Source organism: Kitasatospora herbaricolor, from assembly GCF_030813695.1.
Classification (GTDB): Bacteria; Actinomycetota; Actinomycetes; order Streptomycetales; family Streptomycetaceae; genus Kitasatospora; species Kitasatospora herbaricolor.
The window spans coordinates 6,157,233-6,179,284 of sequence record NZ_JAUSVA010000002.1; the positions used below are offsets into that span (position 1 = coordinate 6,157,233).

17 protein-coding genes and 1 pseudogene are annotated in these 22,052 nt (G+C 74.4%); 11 read left to right on the forward strand and 7 right to left on the reverse strand.

Translation table 11 applies throughout. From position 1 onward, the window contains the following. The first annotated feature begins 231 nt into the window (after positions 1-231). Together J2S46_RS27145 and rny are read left to right on the forward strand one after the other, a co-directional pair. Positions 232-1,029, forward strand: a complete 798-nt coding sequence (locus J2S46_RS27145; protein WP_191292001.1) for a regulatory protein RecX — start codon at positions 232-234, stop codon at positions 1,027-1,029. Between the two features lie 268 nt (positions 1,030-1,297). Next, positions 1,298-2,752, forward strand: coding sequence for a ribonuclease Y (gene rny / locus J2S46_RS27150; protein WP_191291974.1), 1,455 nt, complete (start codon positions 1,298-1,300; stop codon positions 2,750-2,752). 45 nt (positions 2,753-2,797) lie between these two features. On the opposite strand, the gene J2S46_RS27155 is transcribed toward rny, so the two are convergent. From J2S46_RS27155 to J2S46_RS27175, 5 genes are all read right to left on the reverse strand, one after another. After that, positions 2,798-4,489 carry an FAD-dependent monooxygenase gene (locus J2S46_RS27155; protein ID WP_191291973.1) on the reverse strand — a complete coding sequence of 564 codons (1,692 nt, stop codon included), beginning with the start codon at positions 4,487-4,489 and terminating at the stop codon, positions 2,798-2,800. Positions 4,490-4,614: 125 nt separating this feature from the next. After that, positions 4,615-5,451, reverse strand: coding sequence for an amino acid ABC transporter permease (locus tag J2S46_RS27160; RefSeq protein WP_191291972.1), 837 nt, complete (start codon positions 5,449-5,451; stop codon positions 4,615-4,617). After that, on the reverse strand, positions 5,448-6,164 hold the full coding sequence (locus tag J2S46_RS27165) for an amino acid ABC transporter permease (RefSeq protein ID WP_191291971.1): 717 nt from the start codon (positions 6,162-6,164) through the stop codon (positions 5,448-5,450). The genes J2S46_RS27160 and J2S46_RS27165 overlap by 4 nt, the downstream gene beginning before the upstream one ends. Positions 6,165-6,209: 45 nt before the next feature. Continuing rightward, complete coding sequence (locus J2S46_RS27170) at positions 6,210-7,115, reverse strand: glutamate ABC transporter substrate-binding protein (protein ID WP_073924819.1); 906 nt, start codon at positions 7,113-7,115, stop codon at positions 6,210-6,212. 131 nt (positions 7,116-7,246) lie between these two features. After that, the gene (locus tag J2S46_RS27175) at positions 7,247-8,020 is read right to left on the reverse strand and encodes an amino acid ABC transporter ATP-binding protein (RefSeq protein ID WP_073924820.1); all 774 of its coding nucleotides are present in this window, start codon (positions 8,018-8,020) and stop codon (positions 7,247-7,249) included. Positions 8,021-8,519: 499 nt separating this feature from the next. Here J2S46_RS27175 and J2S46_RS27180 point away from each other — a divergent pair, with 499 nt between their 5' ends. Beyond that, positions 8,520-9,308, forward strand: a complete 789-nt coding sequence (locus J2S46_RS27180; protein WP_191291970.1) for a response regulator transcription factor — start codon at positions 8,520-8,522, stop codon at positions 9,306-9,308. 6 nt (positions 9,309-9,314) lie between these two features. Continuing rightward, a complete protein-coding gene (locus tag J2S46_RS27185) occupies positions 9,315-10,751 on the forward strand; it encodes a sensor histidine kinase (RefSeq protein WP_191291969.1) in 1,437 nt (478 codons plus the stop codon). 72 nt (positions 10,752-10,823) lie between these two features. Here the strand turns inward: J2S46_RS27185 and J2S46_RS27190 are convergent, their stop codons facing one another. Continuing rightward, a complete protein-coding gene (locus J2S46_RS27190; RefSeq protein ID WP_191291968.1) occupies positions 10,824-11,843 on the reverse strand; it encodes a TAXI family TRAP transporter solute-binding subunit in 1,020 nt (339 codons plus the stop codon). Positions 11,844-12,010: 167 nt separating this feature from the next. On the opposite strand from J2S46_RS27190, the gene miaB reads away from it, so the two are divergent. Together miaB and J2S46_RS27200 are read left to right on the forward strand one after the other, a co-directional pair. Next, the gene (miaB, locus tag J2S46_RS27195; RefSeq protein ID WP_268255714.1) at positions 12,011-13,507 is read left to right on the forward strand and encodes a tRNA (N6-isopentenyl adenosine(37)-C2)-methylthiotransferase MiaB; all 1,497 of its coding nucleotides are present in this window, start codon (positions 12,011-12,013) and stop codon (positions 13,505-13,507) included. Positions 13,508-13,653: 146 nt separating this feature from the next. Continuing rightward, positions 13,654-14,352 carry a class III extradiol dioxygenase subunit B-like domain-containing protein gene (locus J2S46_RS27200; protein ID WP_191291967.1) on the forward strand — a complete coding sequence of 233 codons (699 nt, stop codon included), beginning with the start codon at positions 13,654-13,656 and terminating at the stop codon, positions 14,350-14,352. Between the two features lie 138 nt (positions 14,353-14,490). On the opposite strand, the gene J2S46_RS27205 is transcribed toward J2S46_RS27200, so the two are convergent. Further along, entirely contained in the window at positions 14,491-14,757 is a 267-nt protein-coding gene (locus tag J2S46_RS27205; RefSeq protein WP_191291966.1) for an antitoxin, read from the reverse strand. Between the two features lie 224 nt (positions 14,758-14,981). Here J2S46_RS27205 and miaA point away from each other — a divergent pair. The 5 genes and pseudogenes from miaA (at position 14,982) to hflX (ending at position 22,045) form a co-directional block, all read left to right on the forward strand. Next, positions 14,982-15,919, forward strand: a pseudogene (gene miaA, locus J2S46_RS27210) (tRNA (adenosine(37)-N6)-dimethylallyltransferase MiaA). 238 nt (positions 15,920-16,157) lie between these two features. Further along, positions 16,158-16,661: a hypothetical protein gene (locus J2S46_RS27215; RefSeq protein ID WP_229913007.1), complete on the forward strand. Its 504-nt coding sequence runs from the start codon at positions 16,158-16,160 to the stop codon at positions 16,659-16,661. A gap of 50 nt (positions 16,662-16,711) precedes the next feature. Continuing rightward, complete coding sequence (gene dapF, locus J2S46_RS27220; RefSeq protein WP_370882334.1) at positions 16,712-17,629, forward strand: diaminopimelate epimerase; 918 nt, start codon at positions 16,712-16,714, stop codon at positions 17,627-17,629. Between the two features lie 302 nt (positions 17,630-17,931). Further along, entirely contained in the window at positions 17,932-20,379 is a 2,448-nt protein-coding gene (locus J2S46_RS27225) for a RelA/SpoT family protein (RefSeq protein WP_191291963.1), read from the forward strand. A 160-nt stretch (positions 20,380-20,539) separates the two neighbouring features. Further along, the gene (gene hflX, locus J2S46_RS27230) at positions 20,540-22,045 is read left to right on the forward strand and encodes a GTPase HflX (protein ID WP_191291962.1); all 1,506 of its coding nucleotides are present in this window, start codon (positions 20,540-20,542) and stop codon (positions 22,043-22,045) included. Positions 22,046-22,052: the final 7 nt, after the last annotated feature.

Genomic DNA, 22,052 nt, shown 5'->3' on the forward strand with positions numbered 1-22,052 from the left:
CCGGCCCCGGGGGAGCCCGGCAGCGGCACGGCGGGCGACTGGGGTCCGGTCGACTGGTGCGCCAGCGGCGTCGGCGGCAACGCCGCGGACGGCCCGGCGGCCGAGCAGGAGCACACCGCCGACGGGCGCGCCGCCCGCCCGGTCCCGACCGGAGCCGCACTGCGCTCGCTGGGCGCCGTGCTCGCCCCGGCCTCCGAGCTGCCCGGCGGGCGGCGCCGGCGCCGCTCCGCGCTGGAGGAGGAGTCCGGCCCGGCGGGTGCGGGCGGGCCTGACTCCGCCCCGGCCACGCCCTCCCGGGGCCGGGCCGCGGCAGGCAGGCGGGCCGGCCGCCCGGCTCCCGGACGTCCGCCCTTCGGCGACACCGGGGCCGACCACGACCCGGAGGACGATGCGGGGCGGCTCGCCGACGAGCAGCACGCCGACGACCACGACCGGGAGTACGGCGGGCGGGCCGGTGGCCGCCGCTCCGGCGGGCGCCGGCAGAAGGACCGCTCGGCCGGCGAGCGTGAGCCGGCGGCCGCCCGGCGGGAGGAGCCGGCCGACCCGGCGGGCCGGGCCAGGGACATCTGCCTGCGCCTGCTCACCGGCACGGCCAAGACCCGCAAGCAGCTCGCGGACGCGCTGCGCAAGCGCGAGATCCCGGACGAGGTCGCCGATGAGGTGCTCACCCGACTCGAAGAGGTCGGGCTGATCGACGATGCCGCCTACGCCGACGCCTGGGTCGAGTCGCGGCACGCCGCCCGGGGGCTGGCCCGCCGGGCGCTGGCGCAGGAGCTGCGGACCAGGGGCGTGGCCGGTGAGCTGGTCGAGCAGGCGATGGCCCGGCTGGGCCCGGACGAGGAGGCGCAGGCGGCCCGCGCCCTGGTCGAGCGGAAGCTGCGCGCCACCAAGGGGCTGGACCGACAGGCCCGGACGCGCCGGCTGGTCGGCATGCTGGCCCGGCGGGGCTACTCGGAGGGCCTGGCCTACCGGGTGGTCCGCGAGGCACTGGGCGAGGAGGACGACGACCCGGGCACCGGCGACTGGTGATGTCGCGTCAGGGAGAGCCGAAGTCAACTCTCGATCGCATCTTGACCGTTTCGTAACCTGCGCTTAGCCTCGCAAGCAGTGAGGGAGCACTTCGACCACGTAGCGGGCGGGCATGCGCGGGTACGGCCGGAGTCGGCCCCGGGCGGCTTGCTCCACTTGCCGAATGCCCCGCAACCGAGGCTGAGCGCCTCACCGGCCGGCGTCCCGAGCCCCGGCAGGCCCCTCACCGCCGTGACAGCTGAGCGCGCAGGGACGGGGAGTGGGCTGGATGAAGATCGCGGTGGGTGCCGGATCGGTCGCTTCCCTGGTGTTGGCGGGAGTCCTGGTCGCCGTCCTCGGTGCGACCTGGCTGATGATCCGCCGACTCCAGGCGGCCCAGCGCCGGGCCGCCGGCGAGAGCGAGCAGGCCAGGGAGTGGGCCCAGGCCCGGACCGCGCAGTTGCGCGGCGAACTGGACCGGCGCGAGGAGCGGCTGGCCGAGGAACTGCGCCGGGTGCGCGCCCTGGAGGAGGAGACCGCCGGGCGGGCGGCCGAGCTGGCCCGGGAGCGGGCCGTCGTCCGCGAACTCGAGGCCGGGCGCCGGGCCGCGCTGGAGCGGGTCGCCGGGCTGAGCGCCGAGAGCGCCCGGGCCGAGCTGGTCCGCGAGGCCGAGGCGGAGGCCCGGCGCGAGGCGGCCGTCTCCGTGCGGGAGATCGAGCGGACGGCCAAGGCGGAGGCCGACGGCCGGGCCCGCGAGATCATCGCCGGGGCGATCCAGCGGCTGGCCAGCGAGCAGACCGCCGAGACGGTGGTGTCGGTGTTCCGGCTGCCGGGGGAGGACATGAAGGGTCGGATCATCGGGCGGGAGGGGCGCAACATCCGGGCCTTCGAAGCGGTCACCGGGGTCAACCTGATCGTCGACGACACCCCGGAGTCGGTGCAGCTGTCCTGCTTCGACCCGGTCCGCCGGGAGACCGCGCGGCTCACCCTGGAGACGCTGGTCGCGGACGGGCGGATCCATCCGGTGCGGATCGAGGAGGTCCACGAGCGCAGCCGGGCGGAGGTCGAGCGGCTCTGCGTCCGGGCCGGGGAGGACGCTCTGCTGGCGGCCAGGGTCGGTGAGATGGCACCGGAGCTGGTCCGGCTGCTCGGCACCCTGCGGTACCGCACGTCGTACGGCCAGAACGTGCTCGGGCACCTGGTGGAGTCGGCCCACATCGGCGGGATGATGGCGGACGAGCTGGGGGTGGACGCGGTGCTGGTGCGGCGGGCGGCGCTGCTGCACGACATCGGGAAGGCGCTCACCCACGAGGTCGAGGGCAGCCACGCGGCGATCGGGGCGGAGCTGGCCCGGCGGCACGGGGAGTCCTCGGAGGTCGTGCACGCCATCGAGGCGCACCACGGCGAGGTGGACCCGAAGACGGTGGAGGCGGTGCTGACCCAGGCGGCGGACGCCTGCTCGGGCGGCCGGCCGGGGGCGCGCCGCGAGGCGGTGGAGACGTACGTGCGCAGGCTGGAGCGGCTGGAGGAGATCGCGGCGGCCCACGACGGGGTCTCGAAGGTCTTCGCGATGCAGGCGGGGCGCGAGGTGAGGGTGATGGTGCAGCCGGAGGTGGTGGACGACCTTCGGGCCCAGGTGATCGCCCGGGAGGTGGCCAAGCGGGTCGCGCAGGAGCTGACCTACCCGGGGCAGATACGGATCACGGTGGTGCGGGAGAGCCGGGTCACCGCCGTCGCCCGGTAGCGCGGGCCGCGGCGGCGGGCACCGGTCCGCCGCCCGGGGCCGCCCTCAGGCGGCCGGCTCCGGGGTGCCCGGCAGCGGCGCCGGGCCACCGCGGGCGTCGTCGGCCAGCGCCAGCAGGCCCTCGGCGTGGCAGCCCTGGGTGGTGCCGACCAGGTGCCCGTCGGGCCGGATCAGCAGCACGGTGTGCGGCGCGGCGCCGGGGTAGTCCTCGGTGACCAGGACTTCCGCGGGCACCGGAAGGGCGGCGGCGACCTCGGCCAGCCGGGGCATCAGGCCGGCGCCCAGCCAGTGCTGGGCCGACCAGACGGCGGTGCCGGGGGCGACCAGCAGGAGCAGGAAGGTCCCGCCGAGCCGGGCGCGCAGCTGGTCGGCGGCGCCGTCCATGGCGAGCACCGGCAGGTCGGGGACGAGCACGCCGGGCGCGGTGGCCGGCAGCAGTTCGGACAGGGTGGTGCCGCGGCCGGCGTTGCGCTGCACCGGCACCCGGCCGGGGACGCCGGAGGGCGCCGCCGGATAGGCGGGCGCGCCGCCGAAGCGTCCGCTGCCGAGCTGGCCGTCGGTGAGCAGCGGGGCGTGCTTGCGGAAGGAGCCGCTGAGCAGCGAGCGGCGGGTCTGCTGCCAGCCGCGCAGCGGGCGCAGCAGCGGCATGGTCTGGTCGACCGCGCGCAGCCGGGCGCCGACGGCGCCCCGGCGTTCGGCCTCGTACCCGTCGAGCAGGGCGCCGCCGGGCTGCGGGCCGCCGGCGTGCGGCGGGAGGTGCCAGGCCAGGGCGAGCCGCCAGGCCAGGTTGTCCGCGTCCCGCAGGCCGTCGGCGAGGTTCTGCATGCCCAGTGCCCCGTGCAGGTGGGCGGCGTCGCCGGCCAGGAAGCAGCGGCCGCTGCGGAAGCGGGCGGCGAGGCGCTGCTGGGCGGTGTGGTCGGCGGCGGCGAGCAGGTCGTAGCGGGGGAGTTCGCCGCACCAGCCGGTGAGGGTGGCCTTCACCCGGGCGAGCAGGGTGTCGCCGGTGACGATGCCGGGCCAGGTGGCGTGCGGGTCGACCGGTTCGGTGGGGGCGGGCCGGCCGGGGGGCAGTCGCCAGTCCAGCCGCCAGAGGCCGTCCGGGAGGGGGCGGGCGGAGGCTTCGCGGTCGCCGCGCCAGGGGGGTTCGCGGTGCAGTCTGGCCTCGCCGGCGAAGGGCAGGTCGACCCGGACGGTGGCGACGGCGTGCCGGTCGACGGCCGGGCGGCCGGGGAAGCGGATCTTGAGGAGCTTGCGGACGGCCGAGCGGGCGCCGTCGCAGCCGACCAGGTGGCTGCCGCGCCACCAGGTCTCGGTGCCGTCCTGGGGGTTGCGGGTGCGGACGCTGACGCCGTCGCGGTCCTGTTCGAGTTCGACCACCCGGCTGAGCGGGGCGAGCTGGACCAGCGGGGTGGCGGTGAGGGCGTCCCGCAGGCCGCGCTGGAGGCGGTGCTGCGGGAGGTGGAGGGCGGGGGTGCGGGTGAGGTCCACCCGGAGGACCTCCTGGCGGCGGCGCCAGACGGTGAAGCTGTCCCAGCGGGCGGCGTCGGAGGCGGCCCGGGCGTAGCCGAGGCGGGTGAGCAGGGCGGTGGTGTCGCTGCCGAGGACGACGCTGCGGGGCCCTTCGGGGCACAGGCCGGTGCCCTCGTCCAGGACGACGGTCGGAACCTCGTGCCGGGCGAGGGCGAGGGCCAGGGCCAGGCCGACCGGCCCGGCCCCGACCACGATCACCGGGTCCACGGGGGGACCTCCGGCCCGGCCGGGCGGCGGCAGGCCGACGCTCGGGTCGAGGGGGCGTCATATGCCGCGAGGATGGTCCCGGGTGGTGTCACGAAGAGCAATGCAACAGATCACCTGCGTGTCCGTCAAGCAGGGACCGGTGTACGCCGGTTCGCGCCGCGGCGTCCGCGCGCCTCGATCCAGCGGGCGAGCGCGGTCAGCAGGAGGCACATCGCGATGTAGATCGGAGTGGCCACCAGGACGGTCGGGACGTAGGGGTAGCCGGTGCTGTTGCTGGCGATGATCTTGATGGCGTACAGCAGCTCGGGGTAGGTGATGACGAACCCGAGCGAGGTGTCCTTGAGGGTGACCACCATCTGGCTGATGATCGCGGGCAGCATCGAGCGGACCGCCTGCGGCACCAGGATGCTCAGCATCACCTGGCTCTTGCCCATGCCCAGGGCGTAGGCGGCCTCGCTCTGCCCACGGGGGACGGCCTCGATGCCGGAGCGGATGATCTCGGCCTGGACCGAGCCGTTGTACAGCGTCAGCCCGGTGACCAGGGCCCAGAACGGGTCGCCGGCGAAGAGGCCGCGGTACAGCGCGAAGATCATGATGAGCAGCGGCATCGCGCGGAAGAACTGCACGACGGCGGTGGAGACCGCGCGGACCGGCTTGTGGTCCGACAGCCGGCCGGCCGCCAGCAGCGCGCCCAGCAGCAGCGACAGGACGGCGGCCAGGGCGAAGGCCTTGAGGGTGGCCAGCAGTCCGTCCAGGATCCGCTGCTGCACGGCCGTGTACTGGAACGGCTCCCACAGCTCGGGGGCGAACTGGCCGGTGCTGTCCAGCTTGTAGTAGGCGTACCAGAGCAGCCCGGCGATGCCGAGCACGGCGAGGGCGCCGAAGGCCCGGTAGCGGGTGCGGGCGCGCGGGCCGGGCGCGTCGTAGAGGACGCTGGCCGAGGCGGAGCGGGAGGAGCTCACTGGTTCGCCTCCACGGTTTCGGTCCGTACGGGGGTGCCGCGCTCGGACAGGCCGCGGACCAGCCGGCCGGCGGCCGCGACGATCTGCGGGAGGTAGTGGAACAGCACGCCGACCGAGGCGCTGATCGCCAGGTACGGCAGGGCCACCCAGAAGAAGATCACCACGATCGGGTAGCCGAGGTCGGTCAGCGAGGCCTGGGCCTGGAACAGCTCGGCCACGCTGAAGGCGCCCGCGATCGCGGAGTTCCTGGGCAGGGCGATGAAGACGCTGCTCATCGGGCCCATCACGGTCTTCGCGGCCTGCGGCAGGATCACCAGGCGCAGGGTCTGCCCGAAGGTCATGCCCAGGCTGCGGGCGGCCTCGGCCTGCCCGAGCGGGACGGTGTTGATGCCGGAGCGCAGCACCTCGCAGACGAAGGCCGCGGTGTAGAAGCCGAGCGCCAGCACCGCGAAGGTGAAGGGGCTGAACCGGACGTCCAGCCGCGGCAGGGTGAACACCGCGGCCAGGAACAGCAGGGTCAGCGGCGTGTTGCGGAACACCGTCACCCAGACGGCGCCGAACGCGCGCAGGACCGGTACCGGCGAGACCCGGAAGGCCGCCAGCAGGGTGCCCAGCAGCAGGGCGAGCAGTGCGGCCAGCGCGCTCAGCTCGACCGTCTGCAGGAAGCCGTCGCGAAGCAGCGCGAAGTTGCCGTGCTCGAACAGGATGTCCATGCCGGCGGCCCTCCTCTCGATCGGGAGTTGGTCGGAAAAGGGGGATCAGTAGCGGTTCAGGGCCGGGATCTCGGCGGGGGAGCCGGAGAGGCCGAGGGTGGCGTCGTAGGCCTTCTTCCAGTCGCCGTTGTCCTCGTGGGCCTTCAGCGCGTCGCTGATCGCGTCGCGCAGCGCCTTGTCGTCCTTGCCCAGGCCGACGCCGTAGTTCTCCTTGGTGAACGGCTTGCCGACGAGCTTGAACTTGCCGGCGTTCTTGGCCGCGTAGCCCTTGAGGATCGAGTCGTCGGTGGTGACCGCGTCGACCTCCTTGGTGAGCAGCTTGTCGACGCACTGCGAGTAGGTCTCGTACTGGGTGATCTTGGCGCCGTAGGGCTCGATCTGCTTGATCGAGGTGGAGCCGGTGACCGTGCAGACGTTCTTGCCCTTGACCGACTCCGGGCCGGTGATCTCGGTGTTGTCCTTGTTCACCAGCAGGTCCTGGCCGGCGATGTAGTACGGGCCGGCGAAGGAGACCGAGGTCTTGCGGGTGTCGGTGATGCTGTAGGTGCCGACGTAGTAGTCGATGCCGCCGCCCTTGATCTCGGTCTCGCGGTTCGCCGAGGCGATCGTCTTCCACTCGATCTTGTCGGCGGAGAAGCCGAGGTCGGCGGCGATCATCTTGGCGATCTCGATGTCGAAACCGTTGCGGGTGTTGGTGCTGAGGTCCTCGAAGCCGAGGAAGGGCTGGTCGGCCTTGGCGCCGATGATCAGCTTGCCGCGGCTCTTGGCCGCGTCGAAGGTCTTCGAGCCCTCCACCTTGGCGTCGGCCTTGACCTGGTAGGTCGGCAGCTTCGGCGCGGCGGAGGCGCCCGCGGCGCTGTCGCCCGGAGTGCCGCTCTTGCCGCAGGCGGCGGTGGTCGCGGTGAGCGCGACGACACAGAGCGTGGCGGCGATGATGTGACGAGTCCTCATGAGGGTTGCTCTCCTCGGGGCAGGGCCGCGGTCAACCGGGCGCTGGGATCGGGAAGTTCCGTGCGTGACGGGGGTGGCGCGGCTTTCGGGCCGGCCACCACCGGCACACTGATACTGGATCAACTGCGCTGTCAGTGGTGCAGGATCTTCGAAAGGAAGTCCTTGGCGCGGTCGCTGCGCGGGGCGGTGAAGAAGGCTTCGGGGGTGTTCTCCTCGACGATCCGGCCGTCGGCCATGAAGAGGACGCGATTGGCGGCGGAGCGCGCGAAGCCCATCTCGTGGGTGACGACGACCATCGTCATGCCTTCGGCGGCGAGCCTGCGCATCACCTCCAGCACCTCGTTGATCATCTCCGGGTCGAGGGCCGAGGTCGGCTCGTCGAACAGCATGACCTTGGGGTTCATCGCGAGGGCGCGGGCGATCGCCACCCGCTGCTGCTGCCCGCCGGACAGCTGGGCCGGGAGCTTGTCGGCCTGCGCGGCCACGCCGACCCGCTCCAGCAGTTCGCGGGCGGTCGCCTCGGCCTGCGCGCGGGGCACCTTGCGCACCTTGACCTGGCCCAGCACCACGTTCTCCAGCACGGTCTTGTGCGCGAACAGGTTGAAGCTCTGGAACACCATGCCGACCTCGGCACGCAGCCGGGCCAGCTCGCGGCCCTCGGCGGGCAGCGGGCGGCCGTCGATGGTGATGGTGCCGGAGTCGACCGTCTCCAGACGGTTGATGGTGCGGCACAGCGTCGACTTGCCGGAGCCGGACGGGCCGATCAGCACCACGACCTCGCCCTGCGCGATCTCCAGGTTGATGTCCTGGAGCACGTGCAGGGCGCCGAAGTGCTTGTTCACGCCGTCCAGGACGACCAGTGGGGCCGCACCGGGGGCGAGGTCCTTGACGATGCTCGTGCTCATCGCGACGTGCTCCCTCGTGTCGGCCCTGGGGGAACTCCCTTGGGCGGAAGTACTGATGATGCGCTGCCCGGTGAATCGACGTCAGCGGAACCGGAGAGCCGCCGAGTACGGCGGCGCAGTACCGGGGGCCGGAAGCCGGCGGAGCTCGCGGCCCCCGGTGGGGCGACCATAGAAGTGGTGACGATGCCACGTCAGCCGATCTGAGCGGAACTTGAGGATCACGATCCGGCCACACCACGGGCACGCCGCCTCCGCCGAGCGGCCCGGACGCCTCCGCCCGCCCGCCCGCGGCCGGTGATCGCACGGGTACGGACCGTCCGTCCGGGTGTCCGCCCCGTGGCCGAGCGTGACCGAGCCTGGCGTCCGCCCGCCCTGCTGGCCCATACTGCGCAGGACCGGGGTCCGTCCGGCCGACCGCCGGACCGGCGGGAAGCCGCCGGGAGGGACCGGAGAACCGAGCGGGACGGCCGAGGGCCAGCCGGCGGGAAGGAGGAACACCATGCGACTGCTCCTCGTCGAGGACGACGAACGCGTCGCGGCGGCACTGGTCGCGGTACTGGGCCGGCACGGCTTCCAGGTCAGGCATGCCCGGAGCGGGCACGAGGCCCTCGACGCGCTGGTGCCCGACGGCAACGATCCCTACCGGGTGGTGCTGCTCGACCTCGGGCTGCCCGACCGCGACGGCTTCGAGGTCTGCAGCCGGATCCGGGCCGGCAGCGGCGTCCCGGTGATCATGGTGACGGCGCGGGCCGACATCCGCTCCCGGATCCACGGCCTCAACCTCGGCGCCGACGACTACGTCACCAAGCCGTACGACATGGGGGAGCTGCTCGCCCGCATCCACGCGGTGGCCCGCCGTGGCGCGGCACCCGCCGCGGCCGCCGTCGCGGTGGACGACGACGCCCTGCCCGCGCCCCGCGGGCCGCTGGAGTCACGCGGCATCCGGATCGACCGCGAACGGCGCAGGGTCAGCGTCGACGGGCGCGACGTCCCCCTCACCCGCAAGGAGTTCGACCTGCTGGCCCTGCTCGCGCAGAGCCCCGGCGTGGTCTACCGGCGGGAGCAGATCTTCAGCGAGGTCTGGCGCAGCGGCTGGGAGGGCAACGGCCGCACCCTGGAGGTGCACATCGGTTCGCTGCGCACCAAGCTCGCGCTGCCCGGGCTGGTCGAGGCCGTCCGGGGCGTCGGCTACCGCCTGATCCCGGAGTCCCCGGCCGCCGCCCCGGCGCCCGGGGCGAGCCCGTCCGCGCCCGCCACCGGGACGCCCCCGAACGCCCCGGAGCACTGACGGCCCGTGCGCACCCGCCTGCTGGGCATCCTGCTCTCCCTGATGGCCTGCGTGCTGGCCGCCCTCGGGCTGCCGCTCGGGGCCGCCGTCGCCGCCGCCGAGCAGAGCCGGGTGGTGGTCGACCGGCTCGACGACGCGGCCCGGTTCGCCCAGGACCTGCCCGACCCGGCGCCGGCCGCCGCGGCCGCCGGCACCCCGCAGACGGCCACCGCCCAGGCCACCAGCGACACCAGCCGGCGGCACGCCCTGCGGGCCGAGGTCGCCCGCTACCACGAGCTGTACGGGGCCCGGATCGGCCTTTTCGCCCGCGACGGCAGCGCCATCGCGATCGCCCCGGCGGGCTGGCAGGCTCCGACCACCGGATGGGGTGCCCAGGCCTTCCAGGAGGCCCTGGACGGGCGGCGCAGCCACAACCCGCCGCAGGTCTGGCCGTGGACCCCGGACCGTACGCTCGCCGTCGCCGCGCCGGTGGTCCGTGACGGCGACGTGGTCGCGGTCGTGCTCACCGAGTCCCCGACCGGCCCGTTGCGCTCCCGGGTGCTGAACCGCTGGCTGTTCATCGGGGCCGGCGAGGCCGCCGCGATGATCGTCGCGGTGCTGCTGGCGATCCGGCTGACCGAGTGGGTGCTGCGCCCGGTGCGCACCCTGGACCGGGCCACCCACGACATCGCCACCGGCCGGATGAACGCCCGGGTCGCCCCCGGCGGCGGTCCGCCCGAGCTGCAGCGGCTGGCCGGCTCCTTCAACGAGATGGCGGACCACGTGGTGCTCGCCCTCGACCAGCAGAAGGCCTTCGTGGCGGACGCCTCGCACCAGCTGCGCAACCCGCTGGCGGCCCTGCTGCTGCGGGTCGAGCTGCTCGGGCTGGAGCTGCCGGACGGCCACGACGAGGAGCTCGGCGGGGTCCGCGAGGAGGGGGTGCGGCTGGCCCGGGTGCTGGACGACCTGCTGGGGCTGGCCACCGCCGAGCACGCCCGGCCGGAGCCCGAGCCGACCGACCTCACCGCGCTGGTGCTGGCCAGGATGGACGCCTGGCGCCCGGTCGCCGCCCAGCGCGGCGTCGAGCTGGTCTGGGACGGCCCGCCGCTGGCCCTGGGCATGGCCGACCCGATCGGCTTCGGCAGCGCGCTGGACGCGGTGCTGGACAACGCGCTCAAGTTCTCGCCGCGCGGCGCCCCGGTGCGGCTGCTGGTCGCGGTGCGCCGCCGGGAGGTCGCCGTCACCGTGTACGACGCGGGCCCCGGCCTGACCGATGAGGAGCTGGCCCGGGTCGGCGACCGCTTCTGGCGCAGCCCCCGGCACCAGAACGTGGACGGTTCGGGCCTCGGGCTGTCGATCGCCCGCACCCTGCTGCTGGCCGGCGGCGGCTCGCTGTCCTTCGGGCCGGTCGAGCCGACCGGCCTGGCGGTGACGCTCGCCGTCCCGCGCCGCGCCGGGGACTGAGCCGGCCGCGGGGCCGCCGGGGGCGGGGCCCACCGTGCCCGTGGCCACGGCCGACCGCTTCCGTGCCCGCGGCTACGGCTTGACCGAGCGGTAGTACCGCCGGGCTCCCTCGTGCAGCGGCAGCGGATCGGTGTAGACGGCGGTGCGCAGGTCCACCAGCTGGGCGGCGTGCACCTGGGAGCCGATCCGGTCGCGGCTGTCTATCACCGCCCGGGTCATGCCCTGCACCAGGCCGGTGTCGACGTCGTCCCGGGTGACCAGCAGGTTGGGCACCGCGACGGTGGAGACCGGCTCGGTCGGCCCGGCCTTCGGGTAGGTGTTGCTGGGGATCGTCGCGGCCCGGTAGGCGTCCGTCCCGCCGCCCTCCACCTGGTGGACGATCTCCGCGAGGTCGCCGAGCGGTACGAACTTGATCCGGAAGTGCTCCGACAGGTCGGTCAGCGCGCTGGTGGGCAGTCCGCCGGACCAGAAGAACGCGTCCAGCCGGCCGGCCTGCAGCTGGTCGGCGGCGTCCCCGACCCCGAGCATCGACGGCCGGACGTCCTTGTCCGGGTCCAGCCCGGCCGCCGCCAGCAGCCGCCGGGTCACCAGGTTGACCCCGGAGAGCGACTGCCCGACCCCCACCCGCAGGCCCTTGAGGTCGGCCGTCCGTTGCACCGGCGAATCCGCCGGGACGACCAGCTGCAGGTAGTCGTCGTAGAGCCGGGCGATCGCCCGCAGCCGGTCCTTGCCCGGCCCCGAGTACTTCGCCACCGAGTCGGCGGTCGCGATCGCGAAGTCGTCCCGCCCGGACGTCACCCGCTCCAGGTTGTCCAGCGAGCCCTGCGAATTGTCCAGCCGCAGCCGGACGCCGGGCATCGCCCCGGCCACGTGCTCCTGGAGCAGCTGGCCGTAGCGGTCGTACACCCCGCGCTGGACGCCGGTCGCGAAACCGGTCTCCCCGCGCGGGTACCCCGGAGATCCCGCGGCCGACAGCCACCAGCCGCCCAGCGCCGCCAGCACCAGCACCAGGGCCAGCACGACGCGCCACAGCCGGCTGCGGGCGGCCGCGCGGGCGGCGGCGCCGAGGCGGGCGGTGGGGGAGGCGGTCATGGGGGGATACTGCCAGCCCGGCGGGGAGAACGGGAGGGGTCGCCCCGGTGAAGGGACCGAGTTGTGATGCCGCGCGGCCCGGGGCCGAGGGCCCGGGCCCCGGGGCGGGGGCGGGACTTCGCACCGGTCAGGAAGGGGCCGCACGCCGTGCCCTTACCCTGGTCTGTGTGAGCGGTGACAGCGGATTGAAGAGCTACAAGGTCGTCACGTACGGCTGCCAGATGAACGTCCACGACTCCGAGCGCCTGTCCGGGCTGCTGGAGGACGCGGGGTACGTCAAGGCCACCTCGGACGGGGATCCCGACCTGGTGGTCTTCAACACGTGCGCGGTGCGCGAGAACGCCGACAACAAGCTGTACGGCAACCTCGGCCAGCTGGCGCCGGCGAAGACCCGCCACAAGGGCATGCAGATCGCGGTCGGCGGCTGCCTCGCGCAGAAGGACCGCGACACCATCGTGCGCAAGGCGCCGTGGGTCGACGTGGTCTTCGGCACCCACAACATCGGGCACCTGCCGGCGCTGCTGGAGCGGGCCCGGATCGAGCAGCAGGCCCAGGTGGAGATCCTGGAGTCGCTGGAGACCTTCCCCTCCACGCTGCCGACCCGCCGGGAGTCCGCCTACGCGGCGTGGGTGGCCATCTCGGTCGGCTGCAACAACACCTGCACCTTCTGCATCGTGCCCGCGCTGCGCGGCAAGGAGGAGGACCGCCGCCCCGGCGACGTCCTCGCCGAGATCGAGGCGCTGGTCGGCGAGGGCGTCATCGAGGTCACCCTGCTCGGCCAGAACGTCAACTCCTACGGCTCCGACCTGGGCGACCGCGAGGCGTTCTCCAAGCTGCTGCGCGCCGCCGGGCAGATCGAGGGCCTGGAGCGGATCCGCTTCACCTCGCCGCACCCGCGCGACTTCACCGACGACGTGATCGCCGCGATGGCCGAGACCCCGAACGTGATGCACCAGCTGCACATGCCGCTGCAGTCCGGCTCGGACACGGTGCTGAAGGCGATGCGCCGCTCGTACCGGCAGGAGCGGTTCCTCGGGATCATCCGCAAGGTGCGCGAGGCGATGCCGGACGCCGCCATCTCCACCGACATCATCGTGGGCTTCCCCGGCGAGACCGAGGAGGACTTCGAGCAGACCATGCACACGGTCCGCGAGGCCCGCTTCGCCAACGCCTTCACCTTCCAGTACTCCAAGCGCCCCGGGACCCCGGCCGCCGACATGGACGGCCAGATCCCCAAGGCCGTGGTGCAGGAGCGCTACAACCGGCTGATCGCCCTCCAGGAGGAGATCTCCTGGGAGGAGAACAAGAAGCAGGTCGGCCGCACCCTGGAGATCCTGGTCGCCGAGGGCGAGGGCAAGAAGGACGACCGCACCGACCGGCTCTCCGGCCGCGCGCCCGACAACCGGCTGGTGCACTTCACCCGGCCCGCGTCGCCGGTGCGCCCCGGTGACGTGGTGACGGTCGAGATCACCTACGCCGCGCCGCACCACCTGCTCGCCGAGGGCCCGACCCTCGCGGTGCGCCGCACCCGGGCGGGCGACGCCTGGGAGAAGCGCCAGGCCGCCCCGGCCGCCAAGCCTGCCGGCGTGATGCTGGGCCTGCCCGGGATCGGTGCGCCCGCGCCGCCGGCCGCCGCCCCGGCGAGCGCCTGCTGCGGGGACTGAGCGAGCGGTTCGGCGGCGGAGCGCCGCACCGACGGCCCGGCGGGGACCCCGCCGGGCCGTCGGCGTACGCGGGCGGGCCCGGAGCCGTCGGCAGTCGTCGGCGGGACCTGCCCCGGCCCGGAGCCGGCCCGGATAGAGTGATCGGCATGCTCGTAGCCGCCGCCGTGTGCCCCAGTCCGCCGCTGCTCGTGCCGGAGGTCGCCGCCGGTGCGGCGGCCGAGCTGGAGCCGCTGCGCGCGGCCTGCGCGGAGGCGGTCGCGGAGCTGGTGGCTGCCGGGCCGGAGCTGATCGTCGTGGTCGGCACCGGGCCCGAGCCCGAGGTGTGGACCGAGGGCGGGGCCGGCTCGTTCCGCCGCTTCGGGGTCGGGCTGGCCGTCCGGCTGCCGTCCGGCGGTGTCGACGGCCCGGAACTCACGCCCGCGCTCACGGTCGGCGCCTGGCTGCTGGACCGGGCGGGCGTGGCGCTGCCGACGCACGCCTGCGCCGTCCCGGCCGACTCGCCCGCCGACCGGATGACCGGCCTCGGCAAGGGCCTGGCCGGCCTCGCCGACCGGGTCGGGCTGCTGGTGATGGGGGACGGCAGCACCTGCCGCTCGGTGAAGGCGCCGGGCTACTTCGACGAGCGCGCCGAGGAGTACGACGCCGCCGTCGCGCGGGCCCTCGGCTCCGCTGACCTGGCCGCGCTGGCCGCCCTGGACGCCCGGCTCGGCGCCGAACTGCAGGCCGACGGCCGGGCCCCCTGGCAGGTGCTGGCGGGCGCCGCCGAGGGCACCGAGCTGCGGGCCCGGCTCGGCTACCAGGACGCGCCGTACGGCGTCGGCTACTTCGTGGCCTCCTGGCGCTGACGCCGTCGCGGCCGGCCCCGGGCGTCGTCCCGGGCCGCTGCCGCCCCGCTGCGCCCCGCCGGCTCCGGCCCCGCCCGCCGTTTACCGGCGCGGCCGCGTCGCGTCACCGCCGAGGCGCCCCGGGGCCGCGGCGCGGGATCAGGCCCCCGGCCGCTGGCCGTTTCCCGCGGTGCCGCCGGTGCCGCCGTCCGGGTGCGGACGGTGCGCGAAGCCGTCCACCGCGTCCTTGGCCTTCGTGGTCCCGTGCTCGATCTTCTCGCTGTACTTGCCCTTGGTGACCTTGTCGATCGCGTCGCCGGCCTTGTCGACCGCGTGGTCGATCTGCTCGTTGTGCTTGCCGGTGAGTTCGCTGGCCTTCTCCTTGAGCTCCTCGGCCTTGCCCTTGAGGTTGTCCATCATGCCCATGGTGGCGTCTCCCGTGTCGCGTCCGGCCGCTGCGGCCCGCAGGCCGATCGTCCTTCTTCTTCACCCAACGCTGGTGCGCGCCGAGTCGTTCTCCGGCGCTCGCAGGTGCGGGCCGGGCCGGTGCCGGCCGTGAAAATCATCCGATACCGGTCATATCGTCTCGCGGACGGCCGCCTTCGGCAGCGGGCGGACCGGTACGGCGGCGCTTTTGCGAGACTTGCAGCGTGAGCAGCTCCCTCCCCACCCCGCCCCGTGTCGTCTCGGTGGTCGGCGCGACCGCCGCCGGCAAGTCCGACCTGGCCGTCGCCCTCGCCCGCAGCCTCGGCGGCGAGGTGATCAACACGGACTCGATGCAGCTCTACCGGGGCATGGACATCGGCACCGCCAAGCTCACCGTCGAGGAGCGGGGCGGCGTCCCGCACCACCTGCTCGACGTCTGGGACGTCACCGAGGCCGCCAGCGTGGCCGAGTACCAGCGGCTGGCCCGCGCCGAGATCGACCGGCTGCTCGCCGACGGCCGCACCCCCGTCCTGGTCGGCGGCTCCGGGCTGTACGTCCGGGCGGCCGTCGACGAGATGGAGTTCCCCGGCACCGACCCGGAGGTCCGGGCCCGGCTGGAGCGGGAGCTGGCCGAGCTGGGCTCCGGCGCCCTGCACCTGCGGCTCGCCGGCCTCGACCCGGCCGCGGCCGCGGCGATCCTGGCGAGCAACGGTCGGCGGATCGTCCGCGCCCTGGAGGTCATCGAGATCACCGGGCTGCCCTTCACCGCCAACCTGCCGAGCAACACCGCCGTCTACGACGTGGTGCAGATCGGCGTCGCCGTGCCGCGGCCCGAGCTGGACGAGCGGATCGCCCTGCGGGTGGACCGGATGTGGCAGGCCGGTCTGCTGGACGAGGTCCGCGCGCTGGAGAAGGTCGGCCTGCGCGAGGGCCGCACCGCCGCCCGGGCGCTCGGCTACCAGCAGGTGCTGGAGCACTTCGCCGGCGGGTGCAGCGAGGAGGAGGCACGGGCCGAGACCGTCCGCGCGACCAAGCGCTTCGCCCGCCGCCAGGAGTCCTGGTTCCGGCGCGCGAGCGCATCCACTGGCTGGCCCGGCCGGCCGGCGCAGACCCGGCCGAGCTCCTCCAGCGGTCGCTGGATCTGATCGGACATCAGATCTGAGCCGTCCGACGGCGGTATCCGGCCACTCGGTGGTGCACCTGCGCGCGCAGGTTCCCGTGCAGGACGAACCGGCGGTTACAGGCGGATCACGTCATGGCCACGGATCACCCGAAGACCCCTCGGGACGCGCTGTCGGCCACCCGGGACATGCCATCATCAAAGCATTGGAGACCGGCCGCGCGGGCCGGTCGCACCGGCCGTGAGTCCGGACTCGTGTCGAACTGTCAGGGGAGGCCGCGTGTCGACGGGTACCGGCCCCGAAACCGAGCAGCGGATGAGCGCCACCACCGAAGCGGTCGAGAAGCACGCACCGGCCCTGGCCGAGCTCTCCGACCTGCCGCCCCTCGACGGGCCCACCTCGTACGCGCTGGCGCTGCCGACGCTCGACGACCTCGGTCCGGGCGGTGTCGTGCACGAGCGTGAGATCCGCCCGCGCCGAAGACTCCGCTGGTGGCAGACGCTCCCGATCGCCCTGCTCGCGGCCGTCGGCTCGCTGATGTTCGGGTTCCCGCTCGCCTTCGGCTCCGGCGGGGCGATGGTCGGGATGCTCGGCCTGCTGCTCACCGCGGCCTCGGTCGGCTGGGGCGCGATGGCCGCCCGGCACGCCGGCTACAAGTGGCCCGGACTGCCCCGCCGCGGATCCGGCCAGCGGGCCGGCTGGCGGGCCATCGTGATCTACACGCTGGTCGCCCTGGTCTCCTGCGCGCTCGCCGTCTGGCGGGTCGTCCACCTGCACAGCTGACGCCCGGCCGGAGTGTCCGCCGCCCGGGCCGCCGGGGTCCGGTCGGTACCATCGTCCGTGTGAGCGAATCCCCGTTGCAGCAGGCCGGCCTCCCCTTCCTCAAGGGGCACGGCACCCAGAACGACTTCGTCATCCTGCCCGACCCGGACGGGCGGCTGGTGATCGGTCCGGAGGCCGTCGCCGTGCTCTGCGACCGTCGGGCCGGGATCGGCGGCGACGGACTGCTGCGGGTGGTGCGCGCCGCGGCCGACCCGGTCTCCGCGCCGCTGGCCGACCGTGCCGAGTGGTTCATGGACTACCGCAACTCCGACGGCAGCATCGCCGAGATGTGCGGCAACGGCCTGCGGGTCTTCGCCCGCTACCTGGTGCACGCGGGCCTGGCCGAGCCCGGGCCGCTGGCCGTCGCCACCCGCGCGGGCGTGCTCCGGGTGCGGATCGCCGAGGACGCGGCCGACGGCACCCCCGGCGACGTCACCGTGGACATGGGCGTGGCCCGGCTGCCCGGTCCGGACGGGATCGAGGTGACGGTCGGGAACCGGCGCTGGCCGGCCCGCAACGTGAACATGGGCAACCCGCACGCGGTCGCCTTCGTCGACGACCTCGACCACGCCGGCGACCTGCTGGCCGCGCCGCTGACCAGCCCGGACGGGGTCTACCCGGAGGGCGTCAACGTGGAGTTCGTGGTGGACCGCGGCCCCCGGCACGTCGCCATGCGGGTGCACGAGCGAGGCTCCGGCGAGACCCGCTCCTGCGGGACCGGCGCCTGCGCGGTGGCGGTCGCGACCGCCCGCCGGGACGGCGCCGATCCCGCGGTCACCGGGGAGAGCGTCAGCTACGTGGTGGACCTGCCGGGCGGACGGCTGGTCATCGCCGAGCACCCGGACGGCCGGGTGGAGATGACCGGTCCGGCCGTGATCGTCGGCAGCGGCGTCCTGGAGCCGGACTGGCTCGCCGCCCTCCCGCGCTGACCGGTCGCCGCCCGCCCGGGGCCCGCTCCCGCGGGTCCTCGGGCCGCCGGGCGGGCGCCGCCGGGTTGCCGCCCGGCCGTTCCCGGACCCTTGCCGGGCCCTTGCTCGGCCCTTGCCGGGCTCCCGCCCGGCGCTGGGTGGGGGATCGGCGGGCGGTTTTGCCCATTTCGTACCGACGCGAATCCCCCCGATCGGGTGATCCCGATGACGGAAGGGAAGCGAGGCATCGCGGAACGTGCTGTCCTCGGTAGCATGGACCACCGGGTCGGCAGTCGCTCCGGTGCTAGCTGCCGGAGGTGCCGATGACCGTCGAAGCCGGGCAGCCCGAGACCGGGCAGCTCAGTGTCGCAGGGCTCGGTGCCCTGCAGCCGAGTGCGCTCCCGCCCGCCGCTCCGCGGCCGAACCCCCCGCAGCCTGCGGCGCTCGCCGCCCCGCCGCCCGCCCCGCCGGCCGCAGACGACTCCCGGGCCGCCAGGCCCGGCCCGGTCAGACGCCCGCTCGGCGGGCTCGGCCGGGGAGCGCTGGGCCGGGCGGGCCGCGCCGCGCTGCTGGCCACCGGCCGCCAGCCGGTGCCCGACGCCATCGAGCCGATCGTGCAGGCGCACCGCCGGCACCATCCGCAGGCGGACATCGGCCTGCTCGGCCGGGCCTACCGGACGGCGGAGGCCAGCCACCGCGGGCAGACCCGCAAGAGCGGCGAGCCGTTCATCACCCACCCGCTCGCGGTCACCATGATCCTGGCCCAGCTCGGCGCCGGCACCACCACCCTGGTCGCCTCGCTGCTCCACGACACCGTGGAGGACACCGAGGTGACGCTCGACCAGGTCAGCGCCGACTTCGGCCCCGAGGTGGCCTATCTGGTCGACGGCGTCACCAAGTTGGAGAAGGTCGACTTCGGTGCGGCCGCCGAGGCCGAGACCTTCCGCAAGATGCTGGTCGCGACCGGCGACGACGTCCGGGTGATGGTGATCAAGCTCGCCGACCGGCTGCACAACATGCGGACGATCCGTCACATGAAGCCGGCCAGCCAGGCGCGGATCGCCAAGGTCACCCGGGACGTGCTGATCCCGCTCGCCGAGCGGCTCGGCATCCAGGTGGTGAAGGCGGAGCTGGAGGACATCGTCTTCGCCACCCTGCACCCCGAGGAGCACGCCCGGACCAGGGCGCTGGTCGCCGCCCACGAGGCCGACCAGGACACCCTGCTGCAGCCGTTCGCGGAGGCGCTGGGCCGCCAGCTCGCCGAGGCCGGGGTGCCCGCCGAGGTGACCGTCCGGCCCCGGCACGGCGTCTCGGTGCACCGGGTGATGGTGAAGCGCTCCGGCGCGGCCGGCCGGGACGGGCTGCCGCAGGGTCTGCACCCGGCCGACTTCGGGCGGGTGCTGGTGGTGGTCGAGGAGAACGCCGACTGCTACGCCGTGCTCGGTGAGCTGCACACCTGCTGGACCCCGCTGCCGGGTGAGTTCAAGGACTTCGTGGCGGCCCCCAAGTTCAACCTCTACCAGTCCCTGCACACCGCCGTCGCGGTCGACGGCGAGGTGGTGGAGGTACTGGTCAGGACCCGGCAGATGCACCTGGTGGCCGAGACCGGCGTGGTCGCGCTGGGCGACCCGCACCAGCCCGGCGGGCAGCCGGCGGGGCAGCCCGCCACCGGGCAGCCGACCGGGCAACCGGGCGGCCAGGGCCCGCGCGACGAGCTGGACCGGACGGACCCGGCCCGGCCCGGCTGGCTCAGCCGGCTGCTGGAGTGGCAGCAGGAGACGCCCGACCCGGACGCCTTCTGGTCCACCCTCACCGCCGAGCTGGCCGGCGACCGCGAGATCACCGTGGTGACGGAGAGCGGCGAAACGCTTCAGCTCCGGGCCGGCGCCAGCTGCGTGGACGCCGCGTACCTGATCGGCGAGGAGACCGGCCACCGATGTATCGGCGCCCGGGTCAACGGCCGGCTCACCGCGCTCTCCACCACGCTGGAGGACGGCGACGTGCTGGGCGTCCTCACCGAGGGCGGCGGTCCGGACCAGCCCGGCGCGGCAGTGGGCGCGGAGCCCTCCGGGCCGGCGCCCGAGTGGCTGGCGTACGCCCGTACTCCCGGCGCGCGGCTGGCCATCGAGCGCTGGCTCGTCGACCACCCCGCCGGCGCGCCGGTGGTGCGCACCGGTCCCTCCGCCGAGCAGCCCGCCCCGCCCGGGCCGCCGGCCGCCGGCCGGGGCGCCGCCCCGGTGGCGGTCGCCGGGCGGCCCGGCGTACCGGTCCGGCTGGCCCGCTGCTGCACCCCGGTGCCGCCGGACGAGGTCACCGGCTACGCGACCAAGGGCGGCTCGGTCACCGTGCACCGGGCGGGCTGCCCGGCGGGGGAGCGGATGCGCGCCGCCGGCCGCGGCCCGCTCGGCATCACCTGGGTGCCGGAGGCGGTGCCGCCCTCCGGCTACCGGGTCACGCTGCGGGCCGAGGCGCTCAACCGGCCCCGGCTGCTGGCCGACCTCACCGCCGTGATGTCCGCCGAGGGGATCGGCATCGTGTCCGCCGAGGTGGAGCCGCCGCAGGAGCTGCGGGTCCGCCACACCTACACGATCGAGCTGCCCACGGCCGGCACGCTGCCGCTGGTGATGCGGGCGATGCTGCGGGTCTCCGGGGTGTACGACGTGTGCCGGCCGCAGCCGGAGGGTGCGGGAAATGCGGATGACCCGCCCGGTCCGGGCGTGCGACCATCATGGGGAATTCACGGCCGGTCCGCGGCGTTCCCAGAGGTGTAGAAGCGTTACTGGCACCTGCGGTCCTGAGGGGTTGCTCCGATCCGCCCGTACCGTACGAGGTACAAGGGGCGGCAGCCGGGCAGAATCCCCGTGCGACCGTCCCGGCACGGTCACGCACGGCCACCCGCACCCGTCGGACACCAGCTAGACAAAGGACAGAATGACCTCCACGTTCGAAACCCGCGACCAATCCGAAGACTCCTCCCGTCGCCTCGGCGACCTCCGGGCCGAGGCCCTGATGGACGAGGACCTCGCGGCCATCGACGAGGACCGCGACCGCCACTACGACGGCGACCAGTACGACCGGAGCGACCGCGCCGCGCTGCGCCGTGTCGTCGGCCTCTCCACCGAACTCCAGGACGTCACCGAGGTCGAGTACCGCCAGCTCCGCCTGGAGCGCGTGGTGCTCGTCGGCGTCTGGACGGACGGCACCGTCGAGGAGGCGGAGAACTCGCTCGCCGAGCTCGCCGCCCTCGCCGAGACCGCCGGCTCCGAGGTGCTGGACGGTGTGATCCAGCGCCGCGACAAGCCCGACGCCGCGACCTACATCGGCTCCGGCAAGGCCCGCGAGCTGCGCGACATCGTCGCCGCGACCGGCGCCGACACCGTGGTCTGCGACGGTGAGCTCACCCCCGGCCAGCTGATCCAGCTGGAGGACGTGGTCAAGGTCAAGGTCGTCGACCGGACGGCCCTGATCCTGGACATCTTCGCCCAGCACGCCAAGTCCCGTGAGGGCAAGGCGCAGGTCTCGCTCGCGCAGATGCAGTACATGCTGCCGCGGCTGCGAGGCTGGGGCCAGTCGCTCTCCCGTCAGATGGGTGGTGGCGGCTCCGGGTCCTCCGGCGGCGGCATGGCCACCCGTGGTCCCGGTGAGACCAAGATCGAGACGGACCGGCGACGGATCCGCGAGAAGATGGCGAAGCTCCGCAAGGAGATCGCCGACATGAAGAAGGGCCGGGACACCAAGCGCCAGGAGCGCAAGCGCCACCAGGTGCCGTCCGTGGCCATCGCCGGTTACACCAACGCCGGCAAGTCCTCGCTGCTCAACCGGCTCACCGGCGCCGGCGTCCTGGTGGAGAACGCCCTGTTCGCCACCCTGGACCCGACCGTCCGCCGGGCGCAGACCCCGAGCGGCCGGGTGTACACGCTGGCCGACACCGTCGGCTTCGTCCGGCACCTGCCGCACCACCTGGTCGAGGCCTTCCGCTCCACCATGGAGGAGGTCGCCGACGCCGACCTCATCCTGCACGTGGTGGACGGCTCGCACCCGGAGCCGGAGACGCAGCTGGCGGCCGTCCGCGAGGTGATCGTCTCGGTCGACGCGCAGAACGTGCCGGAGGTCGTCGTGATCAACAAGGCGGACGCCGCCGACCCGCTCGTCCTGCAGCGCCTGCTGCGCCGCGAGCCGCACGCCATCGTGGTCTCGGCCCGCAGCGGGATGGGCATCGAGGAACTGCTGCGCCTCATCGACGAGGAACTCCCGAGGCCCGCCATCGAGGTCCAGGCGCTGGTCCCTTACACCCGGGGCGACCTGGTCTCCCGGGTGCACGCCGAGGGTGAGCTGCTCGCCACCGAGCACACCGGCGAGGGCACCCTGATCAAGGCCAAGGTGGCCGCCGAGCTGGCGGCCGAGCTGGAGCGCTACACCGTGGTGACGCAGGGCTGATCCCGGC